The sequence below is a fragment of the Streptomyces sp. ST2-7A genome (assembly GCF_021390475.1).
Taxonomy (GTDB): domain Bacteria; phylum Actinomycetota; class Actinomycetes; order Streptomycetales; family Streptomycetaceae; genus Streptomyces.
Genome location: NZ_JAJUWS010000054.1, coordinates 1 through 15,441, shown reverse-complemented (window position 1 = coordinate 15,441; position 15,441 = coordinate 1). Strand labels below are relative to the sequence as shown.

The 15,441-nt window shown below is 72.8% G+C and carries 13 protein-coding genes; all 13 read left to right on the top strand.

The genetic code is table 11. The features are described from left to right. The first annotated feature begins 71 nt into the window (after window positions 1-71). Window positions 72-1,664 carry a UDP-N-acetylmuramoyl-L-alanyl-D-glutamate--2,6-diaminopimelate ligase gene (locus tag LZF96_RS24045; protein ID WP_374203319.1) on the top strand — a complete coding sequence of 531 codons (1,593 nt, stop codon included), beginning with the start codon at window positions 72-74 and terminating at the stop codon, window positions 1,662-1,664. Then, window positions 1,661-3,094 (top strand): UDP-N-acetylmuramoyl-tripeptide--D-alanyl-D-alanine ligase, encoded by a 1,434-nt coding sequence (murF, locus tag LZF96_RS24040; RefSeq protein WP_233876540.1) that lies wholly within the window; start codon window positions 1,661-1,663, stop codon window positions 3,092-3,094. Before LZF96_RS24045 ends, murF begins: the two co-directional genes overlap by 4 nt. Then, window positions 3,091-4,155, top strand: coding sequence for a phospho-N-acetylmuramoyl-pentapeptide-transferase (gene mraY / locus LZF96_RS24035; protein WP_233876538.1), 1,065 nt, complete (start codon window positions 3,091-3,093; stop codon window positions 4,153-4,155). The genes murF and mraY overlap by 4 nt, the downstream gene beginning before the upstream one ends. A 92-nt stretch (window positions 4,156-4,247) precedes the next feature. Further along, window positions 4,248-5,678 (top strand): UDP-N-acetylmuramoyl-L-alanine--D-glutamate ligase, encoded by a 1,431-nt coding sequence (murD, locus tag LZF96_RS24030; RefSeq protein WP_233876580.1) that lies wholly within the window; start codon window positions 4,248-4,250, stop codon window positions 5,676-5,678. Window positions 5,679-5,811: 133 nt separating this feature from the next. Then, complete coding sequence (gene ftsW, locus LZF96_RS24025) at window positions 5,812-7,254, top strand: putative lipid II flippase FtsW (RefSeq protein ID WP_233876536.1); 1,443 nt, start codon at window positions 5,812-5,814, stop codon at window positions 7,252-7,254. 5 nt (window positions 7,255-7,259) lie between these two features. Further along, a complete protein-coding gene (gene murG / locus LZF96_RS24020; protein WP_233876534.1) occupies window positions 7,260-8,357 on the top strand; it encodes an undecaprenyldiphospho-muramoylpentapeptide beta-N-acetylglucosaminyltransferase in 1,098 nt (365 codons plus the stop codon). 286 nt (window positions 8,358-8,643) lie between these two features. Then, entirely contained in the window at window positions 8,644-9,369 is a 726-nt protein-coding gene (locus LZF96_RS24015) for an FtsQ-type POTRA domain-containing protein (RefSeq protein ID WP_233876532.1), read from the top strand. Between the two features lie 312 nt (window positions 9,370-9,681). After that, the gene (gene ftsZ, locus LZF96_RS24010) at window positions 9,682-10,905 is read left to right on the top strand and encodes a cell division protein FtsZ (protein WP_233876530.1); all 1,224 of its coding nucleotides are present in this window, start codon (window positions 9,682-9,684) and stop codon (window positions 10,903-10,905) included. A 277-nt stretch (window positions 10,906-11,182) separates the two neighbouring features. Then, entirely contained in the window at window positions 11,183-11,848 is a 666-nt protein-coding gene (locus LZF96_RS24005) for a polyphenol oxidase family protein (RefSeq protein ID WP_233876528.1), read from the top strand. A gap of 141 nt (window positions 11,849-11,989) precedes the next feature. After that, window positions 11,990-12,772 carry a YggS family pyridoxal phosphate-dependent enzyme gene (locus LZF96_RS24000; protein WP_233876525.1) on the top strand — a complete coding sequence of 261 codons (783 nt, stop codon included), beginning with the start codon at window positions 11,990-11,992 and terminating at the stop codon, window positions 12,770-12,772. 120 nt (window positions 12,773-12,892) lie between these two features. After that, window positions 12,893-13,561 (top strand): cell division protein SepF, encoded by a 669-nt coding sequence (gene sepF, locus LZF96_RS23995; protein ID WP_233876523.1) that lies wholly within the window; start codon window positions 12,893-12,895, stop codon window positions 13,559-13,561. Window positions 13,562-13,633: 72 nt separating this feature from the next. Next, complete coding sequence (locus tag LZF96_RS23990; RefSeq protein ID WP_182604397.1) at window positions 13,634-13,918, top strand: YggT family protein; 285 nt, start codon at window positions 13,634-13,636, stop codon at window positions 13,916-13,918. A 49-nt stretch (window positions 13,919-13,967) separates the two neighbouring features. Next, a complete protein-coding gene (locus LZF96_RS23985; RefSeq protein WP_233876521.1) occupies window positions 13,968-15,185 on the top strand; it encodes a DivIVA domain-containing protein in 1,218 nt (405 codons plus the stop codon). The last annotated feature ends 256 nt before the right edge of the window (window positions 15,186-15,441 follow it).

Genomic DNA, 15,441 nt, shown 5'->3' with positions numbered 1-15,441 from the left:
GGTTGTCCCACACCGGCCGGCCGGCCCCCTCGCTTCGCGACACCCCCCGCCCGCCGGGTACGCTCACCGCCGTGCCCCCAGCAGACCGGAATCACACCTCGCCGCCCAGGCCGGAGAACGTCCGCCCCGTCCCGACGGCCGAGCTGGCCGCCCTGGCGGGAGTCGAGCCGCCCGACGACGCCGCGTCGATCACCGGCATCACCCACGACTCGCGCGCCGTGCGCCCCGGCGATCTGTACGCGGCCCTGCCCGGTGCCCGCTTCCACGGCGCGGACTTCGCGGAACAGGCCGCCCGACGCGGCGCGGCCGCCGTGCTGACCGATCCCGACGGCGTCGGGCGCGCCGCCGCGACCGGGCTGCCGGTGATCGTCGTGTCCGACCCGCGCGCCCGGATGGGCGAACTGGCCGTCCGGATCCACGGCGATCCCGGCGCGGACCTGCTGTCCGTCGGCATCACCGGCACCTCCGGCAAGACCACCACCGCCTATCTGATCGAGGGCGGCCTGCGCAAGGCCTCGCCGCGCGGCGGGGGCGTGGGCCTGATCGGCACGGTGGAGACCCGGATCGGCGACGACCGGATCAGGTCCGAGCGCACCACGCCGGAGGCGACCGACCTGCAGGCCCTGCTCGCGGTGATGCGCGAGCAGGGTGTCGGCTCGCTGGTCATGGAGGTTTCCAGCCACGCACTGGTGCTGGGGCGGGTGGACGGCTGCGTCTACGACGTGGCGGTCTTCACCAACCTCAGCGCCGAGCACCTGGACTTCCACCCGGACATGGAGGACTACTACCGGGCCAAGGCGCAGCTGTTCACCCCCGCCCGTTCCCGGGCCGCCGTGGTCAACATCGACGACGCGCACGGTCGGCGCCTGGTGGGCGACGCGACCGCCGCGGGCCTGCCGGTGACGACCTACTCGGCCGAGGGCCACCCGGACGCCGACTGGCGCGCCGACGGGGTGGAGGTCGGTCCGCTGGGCTCGACCTTCGTCGCGCACGGTCCCGACGGGGTCCGGGTGCGCGCCTCGGCGCCGCTGCCGGGCGCCTTCAATGTCGCCAACACCCTGGCCGCGATCGTCGCCCTGGCGGTGGCGGGCGCCGACCCGCGGGCCGCCGCCGACGGGGTGGCCTCGGTGCCGGGCGTCCCCGGCCGGTTGGAGCGGGTGGACGCCGGACAGCCCTACCTGGCGGTGGTGGACTACGCCCACAAGCCGGACGCCGTGGAGTCGGTGCTCCGGGCGCTGCGTCGGGTCACCGAGGGCCGGGTGCACGCGGTGCTGGGCTGTGGCGGCGACCGCGACCCGCACAAACGTCCGGCGATGGGTGAGGCGCTGGCCCGTCTCGCCGACACCGCCGTGCTGACCAGTGACAACCCCCGCGGCGAGGATCCGCTGGCGATCCTCGCCACCATGCTGGCCGGCGCCGCCCGGGTGCCGGTCCACGAACGGGGCACCGTTCTGGTCGAGGAGGACCGCGCCGCCGCGATCGCCGCGGCGGTGGCCCGGGCCGAGCCCGGGGACACCGTCATCGTCGCGGGAAAGGGCCACGAGACCGGTCAGGACATCGCCGGTGTGGTCCGCCCCTTCGACGACCGCCTCGAACTGCGCGCCGCCATCGGGCGCGCGGGTCACGCCGCCCGCACTTCGGGGAAGGACCTGAACCCCGCATGATCCCCCTTTCCGCAGCCGAGCTCGTCGCCGTCACCGGTGGAACGGGGCACGGCATACCGGAACCGCCGCCGCTCGTCACCGGGCCGGTGGTCATCGATTCCCGTCTCGTGGAACCGGGTGCCCTGTTCGCCGCCTTGCGCGGTGACCGGGTGGACGGCCACGAATTCGCCGCCGGGGCGGTCGCCGGGGGCGCCGCCTGCGTGCTGGCGAACCGCCCGATCGACGGCGTGCCGACCGTCGTGGTCCCGGACGTCACGGCCGCCCTGGGGGCCCTGGCGCGCCATGTGGTGGGTGAACTGGGCGCCACCGTGGTGGCGTTGACCGGTTCGGCCGGGAAGACCTCCACGAAGGACCTGATCGCCCGGTTGCTGGAGCGGATCGCGCCGACGGTGTGGCCACCGGAGTCCTTCAACAACGAGATCGGCCTGCCGCTGACCGCGCTGCGCGCCACCGCCGAGACCCGGCACCTGGTGCTGGAGATGGGCGCCCGGGGTGTGGGTCACATCCGGTACCTGGCGGGGTTGACCCCGCCGCGGATCGGGGTGGTGCTCAACGTCGGGACCGCGCACCTGGGCGAGTTCGGCAGCCGGGAGACCATCGCCCAGGCCAAGGGGGAACTGGTCGAGGAGCTGCCGTCGGCCGAGGAGGGCGGGGTGGCGGTGCTCAACGCCGACGACCCGCTGGTGCGGGCGATGGCCTCGCGCACCCGGGCCCGGACGGTGTTCTTCGGGGAGTCCGCGGAAGCCGACATCCGGGCCGAGAACGTGCGTCTGACCGATGACGGACGACCCGCCTTCCGGCTCATCACCCCCTCCGGGTACGCCGATCTGACGATGCGACTGTACGGTGAGCACCACGTGTCGAACGCGCTGGCCGCCGCGGCCGTGGCCCACGAGTTGGGTCTGCCCGCCGCCGCCCTCGCCGAGGCACTGGCGGAGGCGGGACCGCTCTCGCGGTGGCGGATGGAGGTCACCGAGCGGGCGGACGGAGTGACGATCGTCAACGACGCCTACAACGCCAACCCCGATTCCACGCGGGCCGCCCTGCGCGCGCTCGCCGCGATGGGCCGTGGCCGCCGCACCTGGGCGGTGCTGGGCACCATGGCGGAGCTGGGGGAGGCGTCGCAGGTCGAACACGACGCCGTCGGTCGGCTCGTCGTCCGGCTCAATGTCGGCAAGCTCGTGGCGGTCGGCGGCCCTGAGGCCGCCTGGCTCGACATGGGCGCGAAGAACGAGGGTTCGTGGGGTGAGGAGTCGGTGCACGTGTCCGACGCCCGAACGGCACTGGAACTGTTGCGCGCGGAGTTGCGACCCGGGGACGTGGTCCTGGTGAAGGCTTCCCGTGCGGTGGGATTGGAGAAGGTCGCGCTCGGTCTGATCGCCGATGGGGCGAACGCCGCGGACGCCGAAGGCGGGGTCGCCGCCCGATGAGGCAGATCCTCGTATCCGGGGTCCTCGGACTCTTCCTGACCCTGGTGGGCACCCCGTTGCTCATCAAGCTGCTGGCCCGCAAGGGCTACGGCCAGTTCATCCGGGACGACGGCCCGCGCGATCACCACAGCAAGCGCGGCACGCCGACCATGGGCGGCATCGCCTTCATCCTGGCGACGCTCATCGCCTACTTCACGACCAAGATCATCGGTGGTAGTTCGCCGTCGGTCTCCGGTCTGTTGGTCCTTTTCCTCTTCGCGGGGATGGGCCTGGTCGGCTTCCTGGACGACTACATCAAGATCGTCAAGCAGCGCAGCCTCGGTCTGCGGGCCAAGGCGAAGATGCTCGGCCAGCTCATCGTCGGTGTCGCCTTCGCGATACTGGCCCTGAACTTCGCGGACGCCCGGGGCCAGACCCCGGCCTCCACCCACCTGTCCTTCACCCAGGACTTCGGTTGGTCCATCGGCCCGGTGCTCTTCGTACTGTGGGCGCTGTTCATGATCCTGGCCATGTCCAACGGCGTGAACCTCACCGACGGCCTGGACGGCCTGGCCACCGGTGCCTCGGTGATGGTCTTCGGCGCCTACGTCTTCATCGGTGTCTGGCAGTACGGGCAGAGCTGCGCCAACGAGCTCACCGCTGGACCGGGTTGCTACGAGGTCCGTGACCCGCTGGACCTGGCGATCGTCGCCTCCGCCCTGATGGGAGCCCTCTTCGGCTTCCTGTGGTGGAACACCTCGCCCGCCAAGATCTTCATGGGTGACACCGGCTCCCTCGCCCTGGGCGGGGCGCTGGCCGGCCTGGCCATCGTCTCCCGCACCGAGCTGCTGCTCGCCATCCTCGGTGGCCTGTTCGTCCTGATCACCATGTCCGTGGTGATCCAGGTCGGCTCCTTCCGGCTCACCGGCAAACGCGTCTTCAAGATGGCCCCGCTCCAACACCACTTCGAGTTGCAGGGGTGGAGCGAGGTACTGGTCGTGGTCCGGTTCTGGATCATCCAGGGCATCTGCGTCATCGTCGGCATCGGCCTGTTCTACGGCAGTTGGGTGGCCGGCTGGTGAGCGCCGACCCGCGGCCGCAGGAGGGCCCCGCCGGGGCCCCGGACGCCCTCCCGCCGGGCGCCGAGCCGGACGCCGCCTGGGCCGGACGACGGGTGACCGTCGCCGGCCTGGGCGTCACCGGCGGGAGCGCCGCCCGGGTACTCGCCGAACTCGGCTGCCGGGTGGTCGTGGTGGACGGTGGCGACGGCGAGCGACAGCGGACCCGCGCCGAGGCGCTGCGCGCCGCCGTCCCCGACGGGGACCTCACGGTCCGCCTCGGGGACGGGGCGACCCTGCCCGAAGGCACCGAACTCGTGGTCACCTCACCGGGCTGGCCCCCCTCCGCCCCGCTGTTCGCGGCGGCGGCGGGGGCCGGCGTCCCGGTGATCGGGGACATCGAGCTGGCCCGTCGGCTGCGCCGCCCCGCCGCCGACGGCACCCCGCCCGCCGAGTGGTTGGCGATCACGGGTACCAACGGCAAGACCACCACGGTGCGGATGCTCGCGGCGATGCTGGAGGCCGCCGGTCTGCGCACCGCCGCCGTCGGCAACGTCGGCACCCCGCTGCTGGACGTGGTCCGCTCCGCCGAGCCGTACGACGTGCTCGCACTGGAGTTGTCCAGCTACCAACTGCACTGGTCCCCGAACATCGCGGCGCACTCGGGGGCGATCCTCAACATCGCCCCCGACCACCTGGACTGGCACGGTGGTCCGGAGTCGTACGCCGCCGCCAAGGCCCGGGTGTACGAGGGCAACCGGGTCGCCTGCGTGTACAACGCCGACAGCGCCGACGGGGAGACCCCGGTGCGGGAGGCCGAGGTCGAGGAGGGTTGCCGGGCGATCGGCTTCACCCTCGGCGTCCCCGCCCCCTCCCAACTGGGTGTCGTGGACGACCTGCTGGTGGACCGGGCCTTCGGGCCCGACCGCCGACGGGCCGCCCGGGAGTTGGCGTCGGTGTCCGACGTGCGCCCGCCCGCACCGCACAACGTGGCCAACGCCCTGGCCGCCGCCGCCCTGGCGCTGGCCCACGGGGTGGAGCCGAGAGCCGTCCGGGACGGGCTGCGCGCCTTCCGCCCCGACGCCCACCGCATCTCCACGATCGCCCACCGGGCCGGGGTGGAGTGGGTGGACGACTCCAAGGCCACCAATCCGCACGCCGCCGCCGCCTCGCTCGCCGCCTACCACCCGATCGTGTGGATCGCCGGTGGCCTGGCCAAGGGCGCGACCTTCGACGACCTGGTGCGCGACGCGGCGCCCCGGCTGCGGGCGGTGGTCCTGTTGGGCGCCGAACGCGGGCTGATCGCCGAAGCGCTTCGGCGACACGCCCCGGATGTGCCGGTCGTCGACCTGGCGCGGACCGACACTGGGGCGATGGCGGAGGCCGTGCGCGAGGCGGACCGGCTGGCCCGCCCCGGTGACACGGTGCTGCTGGCACCCGCCTGCGCCTCCATGGACATGTTCACCCACTACATGGAGCGCGGCGAGCTCTTCGCCGGGGCCGTGCGCGCACTCCCGGACCCGGACACCGGGAACGAACCGGGGTAACGACGGGAAGCGCGCCCGGGCCCCGACCCGCCCGCACCCGCGGGGCGGCGGATCGGGGCCCGGGCGCGTCCCGCCCTTCCCGGACCCGGCGCGCGGCCCCGGGAGCGGGGGACGAGAACCGGAGGGGGACACCATGCAGGTCGACCGAAACGGTGCGAACCGGATCGCCGGCACCGGCCGGCCCCGATCACCCCGTCCCGCCGGCTCCCGCGCGGCCCCCCCGTCCCCGGCCGCCCGCCGGCCGGCCGGCCCCCGGGACGGCGCCGAACGGGCGCCCCGCCAACCGGCCCCCGCGCCGCGTCCACCCCGCCGGCCGCGCCGCGGCGGCCCCGGGCGCCCCCTGGCACGGCTGCGACGGTCCTGGGACCGCCCGCTGACCGCCTACTACGTGGTCCTGGGCACCTCGCTGCTGATCGTCATGATGGGCCTGGTGATGGTCTTCTCGGCCTCCCAGATCCAGGCGCTGCGTCAGGGCCTGCCGGCGACCTTCTACTTCCGCAAGCAGCTGGTGGCGGCCCTCCTGGGAGCCGTGCTGATGTTGATCGCCGCCCGGACCCCGGTGCGACTGCTGCGCGCCCTCACCTACCCCTTCCTGCTGGCCTCGGTGGTCCTGCTGGTGTTGGTGCAGGTGCCCGGCGTGGGCGTCACGGTCAACGGCTCCACCAACTGGATCCCGCTCGTGGGGCCCTTCATGCTCCAGCCCAGTGAGATCGCCAAACTGGCGCTGGTGCTGTGGGGGGCCGACCTGCTGGCGCGCAAGGGGGAGCGCCGGCTGCTGGTGCAGTGGCGCCACCTGCTGATCCCCCTGGTGCCCGGCGCCATGCTCATCTGCGGGCTGGTCCTGCTGGGTGGCGACATGGGCACGGTGATGATCCTCGCCGCGGTCCTCTTCGCGCTGTTGTGGCTGGCGGGCGCCCCCACCCGGCTGTTCGCCGGCGCGATCGGGATCGCCGCCGTGCTGGGCGCGCTGCTGATCGCGAGCGCTCCCCACCGCACCGGTCGGCTCACCTGCGTGTTGGCGACCGATCCGGGCCCGGAGGACCGCTGCTGGCAGGCCGTGCACGGCATCTACGCCCTCGCCTCCGGGGGATGGTTCGGCTCCGGACTGGGGGCGAGCGTGGAGAAATGGGGCGAGCTGCCCGAGCCGCACACCGATTTCATCTTCGCGATCGCGGGTGAGGAGCTGGGTCTGGCGGGGACGCTGTCGATCCTCGGTCTCTTCGCCGCTCTAGGCTATGCGGGTATCCGCGTGGCCGGACGTACGGAGGATCCCTTCGTCAGGTATGCCGCGGGGGGTGTGACGGCGTGGTTGATGGCCCAGTTCGTCATCAACATCGGCGCGGTCCTCGGATTGCTGCCGATCGCCGGGGTACCCCTCCCGCTGTTCTCCTACGGGGGGTCCGCCCTGCTGCCCACCATGTTCGCCGTGGGACTGCTGATCGCCTTCGCGCGCAGCGAGCCCGCGGCGCGTGCCGCCCTGGCCATGCGGCGACGACCCGGCGGGAAGGGACCGGCCGGGTCCAGATGGTCGTCGATGCGACGGCGCGTCGCCCGCGCGCCGTCCGGAGAGCGGTGAAATCGGTGCATGTCGTACTTGCCGGCGGCGGGACCGCCGGACACATCGAGCCCGCGCTCGCCCTCGCGGACGCCCTGCGCAGGCAGGACCCGGGGACGGGCATCACGGCGCTCGGTACCGAACGCGGCCTGGAGACCCGCCTGGTGCCCGAGCGCGGGTACGAGCTGGCCCTCATTCCGGCGGTTCCGCTGCCCCGCAAGCCGACCCCCGAACTGATCACCGTGCCCGGCCGACTGCGCGGGACGGTGAAGGCCGCCGAGCAGATCCTGGAGCGCACGAAGGCGGACTGTCTGGTGGGCTTCGGCGGTTACGTGGCGCTGCCCGGTTACCTGGCCGCGAAGCGGCTCGGGGTGCCGATCGTCGTCCACGAGGCCAACGCGCGTCCCGGACTGGCCAACAAGATCGGCGCCCGGTACACCTCCTACGTGGCGGTCTCCACGCCGGACAGCAAGTTGCGCAACGCCCGGTACGTGGGCATCCCGTTGCGACGCTCGATCGCGGCGTTGAACCGGGCGGAGATGCGGGACCAGGCGCGGGCCGCCTTCGGGCTCGACCCGCGGGTGCCGACCCTCCTGGTGACCGGCGGCTCGCAGGGGGCGCGGCGGATCAACGAGGTCGTGGAGGCGGTGGCGCCGGCGCTCCAGCGCTCCGGCGTCCAGGTGCTGCACGCGGTGGGTCCGAAGAACGAACTGCCGCAGATCGACAACATGCCGGGGATGCCGCCCTATGTCCCGGTGTCGTACCTGGATCGAATGGATCTCGCCTACGCCGCCGCCGACATGATGCTCTGCCGGGCCGGCGCGATGACCGTCGCCGAGCTCGCCGCCGTCGGGCTGCCCGCCGCCTACGTCCCGCTGCCCATCGGCAACGGCGAACAGCGGCTCAACGCCCAGCCGGTGGTCCGCGCGGGTGGCGGACTCCTCGTGGACGACGCCGAGCTGACCCCGGAGTGGATCCGCTCGGAGGTCATCCCGGTGCTCACCGATCCCGGACGGCTGGCCGTGATGTCCCGCGCCGCCTCCGAGTTCGGTCGCCGGGACGCCGACGATCTGTTGGTCGGCATGGTGCACGAGGCGATCGCGGAGCGCCGGGGGCAGCGCTGAGCCGTGTCCCCGGTCCGCTCCGGTGCCCGGCCCGCGGGCCGGGCACCGGAGCGGACCGTCGGGGGAGCGGTGGCGGGGGAGAGGGGCCGGAACAGGGAGTGTGACGCGGCCGGCGGTCGCCGAGGAACGGAGCGGGAGCATGGGCGGATCGGCAGGAACCGCGCGACCGGCGCGGAACGCGGGGCGCGGGCCCCGGCCCTCCGCAGCCGACCACGCCGTCCCGGGCTCCCCGCCCGGGACGGCCGGGGACGGTCCCCGGCGTCCACGCCGGGGGTTGCGCCGCCCGGTGGTGCTCCTCACCCTCCTCGTGCTGCTGCCGGCCCTCACCGGGTTCGCGCTGTGGGCCCTTTACGGCTCGAACTGGTTGCGGATCGAGCGGGTTTCGGTCGAGTGGACCGACGGTCCCCGCGAGCTGGCGGTGGAGGAGGTCGAGCGGGTGGCCGCCGTGCCGATCGGCGCGCCGCTGGCCTCGTTGGACACCTCCGGCATCCGCGATCGCCTGTTGGCCGAACTGCCCCGCCTCGCCGACGCGAGGGTCTCCCCCTCCTGGCCACACGGGGTGGAGCTCGAGATCACCGAACGGGTGGCCGTCCTCCAGGAGCGCGACACCGCCGGGTTCACCGAGATCGACGCCACGGGAACCGCGTTCGGCGAGGTCCCCGAGGCGCTGCCGGGCGTTCCGCTGCTGGAGATGGAACCCGTCGACGGCGCGAGCCTGCGCCGCTTCGGCGAGGAGGGGTTGCGTGCCGGGGCGGTGGCGGTGGCCGCCGCGCTGCCGGACGCGGTGGCGGGCGAAACCGCGGCGATCCGGGTAGGCTCGTACGACTCGATCACCCTTGAACTCTCCGACGGTCGAACGGTGCTGTGGGGAAGTTCGGAGGACCCCGGGGCCAAGTCGACGGCGCTCACCGCGTTGATGACGGCGGCACCGGGGGCCGACCGGTTCGACGTGTCGGTTCCCGGCACACCGGCCGCCGACGGGGTCTCCTCCGAGGAGGGGGAGGAGGGGTGATCCGGGGGTGGCGTCGGGGACCGATGCGTTGCCCCCACCGTCGCGGACGGGCCGGACACCCGGCTTGACCAGCACGGAGGGTGATCACATAGGGTGAAAAGAAAACCGGGACGTCCGGCGTGTTCGTTGAACCGCCGGTGCCCGGCGACTTAGTGTCCGTTCAGGGGAATCCCGGGAACGACAAGCACGGTTAACCCTAAACTTCACGGTTGGGGTCCGGGTCGGCCTGTCCAACCGTCCCAACGACATCAGGCACCGCTCAACGGGATCCGGAGAGCGGCGGCACGTAACTCGAGGCGAGAGGCCTTCGACGTGGCAGCACCGCAGAACTACCTCGCAGTCATCAAGGTCGTCGGCATCGGCGGCGGTGGCGTCAACGCCATCAATCGGATGATCGAGGTCGGTCTCAAGGGCGTCGAGTTCATCGCGATCAACACCGATGCGCAGGCCCTCCTGATGAGCGACGCCGACGTCAAACTCGATGTCGGTCGCGAACTCACCCGTGGTCTCGGCGCGGGTGCCGACCCCGATGTGGGCCGCAAGGCCGCCGAGGACCACCGCGAGGAGATCGAGGAGGTCCTCAAGGGGGCCGACATGGTCTTCGTGACGGCGGGCGAGGGCGGCGGCACCGGTACCGGCGGCGCCCCCGTGGTCGCGAACATCGCGCGCTCCCTGGGCGCCCTCACCATCGGGGTCGTCACCCGTCCCTTCACCTTCGAGGGACGCCGGCGCGCCAACCAGGCGGAGGACGGCATCGCCCAGCTCCGCGACGAGGTCGACACCCTCATCGTCATCCCCAACGACCGGCTGCTGTCCATCTCGGACCGTCAGGTCAGCGTGCTGGACGCCTTCAAGTCCGCCGACCAGGTGCTGCTCTCCGGCGTCCAGGGCATCACCGACCTGATCACCACCCCCGGTCTGATCAACCTCGACTTCGCCGACGTCAAGTCGGTGATGTCGGAGGCCGGTTCGGCACTGATGGGGATCGGTTCGGCGCGCGGCGACGACCGCGCGGTGGCGGCGGCCGAGATGGCCATCTCCTCACCGCTGCTGGAGGCATCCATCGACGGTGCCCGCGGCGTGCTGCTCTCCATCTCCGGTGGTTCCGATCTCGGTCTCTTCGAGATCAACGAGGCCGCCCAGTTGGTCAGCGAGGCCGCGCACCCCGAGGCGAACATCATCTTCGGCGCGGTCATCGACGACGCCCTCGGCGACGAGGTGCGGGTCACGGTCATCGCGGCCGGCTTCGACGGCGGCCAGCCGCCCTCCCGCAGCCGGGACAAGGTGCTGGGTTCCTACAGCGGTCGGGAGGAGTCCCCGGCGCCCGCCGCTCCGGAGCGCGCCCCCGAGCCCGAGCCCGAGCGCCCGTCCTTCGGGGTCGGCGCGCTGCCGGTCCGCGAGGAGGAGAGGGCACCCGAGCCGCTCGCCGACGACCCGTCGGACGACCCGTTCCCCGGCCACCGTCAGGTGCCCTCCGCCCGCCCCTACGACGGCGGTCCGGCGGAGGAGCTGGACGTACCGGACTTCCTGAAGTGAGGACCGGGAACACGCCCGTCGCGCGTTCGGCCCCGGGGGGTCGGACGCGATGAGCGGGACCGCCCCGGATCTCGGCGCGCCCGGCGCGCGGAGGTCCGACGGGGCGTGGCGGGAGAACACGGCCTTCACCGATCGGTGGGGTGTCACCGGCGCGGCACGTCGGATCGGCCCCGGTCCGAGGGGTGTCGGGAGGCCCGACCTCCCGACGGACATCGGCCCTTCGACGGAGACCGGTCCCCCCGGGGGGACCGAGGGCTCCGACCCCTTCGGTTTCACGATGTCGCCGGTCCCCGGCCAGGGGCCCGGCCCCGCGGCGCGCAACCGCGCCCGGGCCGCCGCCGACCTGGGCATCGCCCCCGACACGCCGGTCTGGATGCACCAGGTGCACGGCGCCCGGGTCGCGGTCTCCGACGGTCCGTGGTCCGGACCCCCGCCGGAGGTGGACGGGGTGGTGACCGCGCGTCCCGGTGCGGTGTTGGCCGTGCTGACCGCCGACTGCGTGCCGGTGCTGCTCTTCGACCCCGTCACCGGGGTCGCGGGGGCCGCTCACGCCGGGCGACCGGGGCTGATCGCCGGTGTCGTCCCGGCCACCGTGGCCGCCATGGTGGAGCTGGGGGCCGACCCGACCCGGCTGGTGGCCCGTACCGGACCGGCGGTGTGCGGCCGTTGTTACGAGGTGCCGGCCGCGATGCGCGCCGACGCCGAGCGGGCCGTGCCGGGGTGCGGGACGGTCACCGCCGCGGACACCCCTGCCATCGACATCCCCGGCGGGGTCCGTCGGCAACTCCTCGACCTGGGGGTGCGCGACGTGCGGCTCTCGTCGGTGTGCACCCTGGAATCGGTCGACCACTTCTCCTACCGGCGCGAGGGCGTCACCGGCAGATTGGCCTCTTTCGTCCGCTGCCCCCCGGGGGCCGTCGGCGGCACGGTCGGTCGCCGATGAGGTCCGGGGCCGGAACGCGGGGTCGAGCGGGTCGAACAGGTCGGACAGAGGGTCGAGTACAGGGCGGAACGCATGGGGGACGGAAACGTGGGGCGCCGGACCGGGGATGACGCCGGTGGACATCCGGCGCGATCCCCGAAGGTGGAAGGCGGCACGCACGGCAGCGCGCACCGGGAGCGTGAACTCGCGGACGCGCTCGCCCGGGTGGAGGAGCGCGTGGCGCGGGCGTGCGCCTCCGCCGGTCGCGCGCGCCGGGAGGTGACCCTGATCGTGGTGACCAAGACCCACCCGGCCGAGGACGTGCGTCTCCTGGCCGGGCTGGGGGTCCGCGACATCGCCGAGAACCGTGTGCGGGAGGCGGTGGGGAAGATCCCGGTGGAAGACGGTGGGGAACCGCCGCTGCCGCTGCGCCGTCATTTCGTCGGCCAGGTGCAGACGAACAAGGCCCGGACGGTCGCCGGATGGGCCGATGTCGTGCACGCGGTGGACCGACCGCGCCTGGTTCGCGCCCTGGACGCGGCGGTGACCTCCTCGGGACGGCCGCAGCCGTTGGACTGCCTGATCCAGGTCGCACTCGACCGGGACGGCGCGAGTGATCTCTCCGACCCGGTGGCCGCGGGCGGTGACCGCGGCGGAGTCGCGCCGGAGCGGGTCCCGGAGCTCGCCGAAGCCCTCGACGACGCCTCCGGCCTGCGGCTCGCCGGTGTGATGGCGGTGGCGCCGCTGCGAGGGGCGTACGCGGGGCGGCCGGCCGCCGCCTTCGAACGGTTGGCGGAAATCTCGAGGGACCTGCGTGCGACGCGCCCGACTGCCACCATGGTCTCGGCGGGTATGAGCGGGGATCTCGAGGAGGCGATCGCCGCCGGAGCGACACACATCCGTGTCGGAAGCGCGGTGCTCGGAGTGCGACGGACCCTCCGGTAACGTCGCCAAACAAAGTCGGGCCACGGCCGAAAATATGGTCATACCCGGACAAGCGGGCGGAGTATGTGGAACGGCCCCGAGAGTCGGAGCCGGTCCATCACTGAGCGGAGGACGCAGTCGATGGCTGGCGCGATGCGCAAGATGGCGGTCTATCTCGGCCTCGTGGAGGACGATGGATACGACCGCCAGGGGTACGGCCCCGATGACGATTTCGAGCCCGAGTCCGAGCCGGAGCGCGGTCGCAGGCAGCGGGACCACGACCCCGAGCCGGTACCGGTGCCGCGAGACCACGCCCGGGAGTCGCTGCGGGACCGCTTTCCCGAGCCGGCCGACGAGCCGGTGATCACGCAGCCCCCCGCCCCCCGGGAGCCGGAGCCGGTCCCGGCGGCCGTGGTGGTGGAGAGTCGCCGTCCGCCGCGCATCGCACCCGTGTCTTCCATCACATCCGACCGTCCCAGCCTGGAGAAGAGCGCACCGGTGATCATGCCCAAGGTCGTGTCCGAGCGGGAGCCCTACCGGATCACCACTCTCCACCCCCGAACCTACAACGAGGCCCGTACCATCGGGGAACACTTCCGTGAGGGTACGCCGGTGATCATGAATCTGACCGAGATGGACGACGGTGATGCGAAGCGACTTGTCGACTTCGCGGCTGGCCTCGTCTTCGGTCTCCATGGGAGCATCGAGCGGGTGACGCAGAAGGTCTTCCTTCTGTCTCCTGCTAACGTCGATGTAACGGCGGAGGACAAGGCCCGTATCGCCGAGGGCGGGTTCTTCAACCAAAGCTGATGTTGTGAGGACACCGGAAGAGGGCACCGGTCGTGAGGGACGGTCGGGACACAGGGGAGAGGGTCAGCCAGGATGGGCATCGTGCAGCAGGTGGTCTTGATTGCCTTGTACTGCCTGTTGGGGCTGTTGCTCTTCCGGTTGGTGATGGACTACGTCTTCATGTTCGCCCGGTCCTGGCAGCCGGGCAGGGCGATGGTCGTGGCCCTGGAGGCCGCCTACACTGTCACCGATCCGCCACTGAAGGCGCTGCGGAAGGTCATCCCGCCGCTGCGCTTCGGGGGTGTGGCGCTTGATCTGTCCTTCTTCGTACTGATGATCATCGTTTACGTTGCGATCAACGTCGTGGCCCAGCTGTGAACGAGTACGGTCCAGTCGATGTGCCGCCGACTTACGTTGAGGTGAAGAGATGCCGCTGACCCCCGAGGACGTGCGGAACAAACAGTTCACGACCGTCCGACTTCGAGAAGGCTACGACGAGGACGAGGTCGATGCCTTCCTCGACGAGGTCGAGGGCGAACTGACCCGCTTGCTCCGCGAGAACGAGGATCTGCGCGCCAAGCTCGCCGCCGCCACCCGTGCCGCGGCGCAGAACCAGCAGAACATGCGCAAGCCCGAACAGCAGGAGCGCCCCGGTGGCCCGCCGGCCATATCGGGCCCCGGTGGCCCGATGGGTCAGCAGGGACACCCGGGCCAGCAGGGTCACCCCGGTCAGCAGGGACATCCCGGTCAGCAGGGTCACCCCGGCGGACAGGGCGGCCCCGGTGGCCCGATGGGTCAGCAGGGACACCCCGGTCAGCAGGGACATCCCGGTGGTCCGATGGGCGGTCCCCCGCAGCTCCCGGCCCTTCCCGGCGGCGGCCCCATGGGTCAGCAGGGTCACCCCGGTCAGCAGGGACATCCCGGTGGTCCGATGGGTCATCCCGGTCAGCAGGGTCACCCCGGTGGTCCGATGGGCGGTCCCATGGGCGGTCCCGGCGGGCACATGCCCCAGCAGATGGGCGGTGGCAACGACAGCGCCGCCCGGGTGCTCTCGCTGGCCCAGCAGACCGCCGACCAGGCGATCGCCGAGGCCCGGTCCGAGGCCAACAAGATCGTCGGTGAGGCCCGCAGCCGCGCCGAGGGTCTGGAGCGCGACGCGCGTTCCAAGGCCGACGCCCTGGAACGGGACGCGCAGGAGAAGCACCGTGTCGCGATGGGCTCCCTGGAGTCCGCCCGCGCCACCCTCGAGCGCAAGGTCGAGGACCTCCGGGGCTTCGAGCGCGAGTACCGCACCCGTCTGAAGTCCTACCTGGAGAGCCAGCTGCGCCAACTGGAGAGCCAGTCCGACGACTCGCTCGCCCCGCCGCGCACGCCCTCCGCGCCGTCGCTTCCCGCCTCGCCGTCGCCCTCCATGGCCTCGGCGGGTGCCCCCGGCGGCATGGGTGGACACCAGTCCATGGGCGGACCCCCCTCGATGGGGTCCGGCCCGGGTGGTCCGGGTTCCCAGCCGAACTACGGTGGGCAGCAGCAGATGTCCCCGACGATGACCCAGCCGATGGCGCCGGTGCGTCCGCAGGGCCCCCAGCCCATGCAGCAGACCCCGTCGCCGATGAGGGGCTTCCTCATCGACGAGGACGACAACTGAGCCGACCTCCGTGACGCCCGGGCACCGGCCGGGTGATCCGAGGAGTCGGGGCCGACCGGATCGACGGGGTCGGCCGACGAAAGTCCGTACCGGCGGGGGGGGGGGGGGCGCCCTCGTCCGGCCGGGGGGGCCCCGGGCGGGCGGGGGGGTGGCGCCACCCCCCGGACGGGATCGGTGACGAGCCGCCCGACCGGCCGCCCGACCGGCCCCTCGACCGGCCCCTCGACCTGTCGGTGGCCGGTCGGCGCCGACCGGC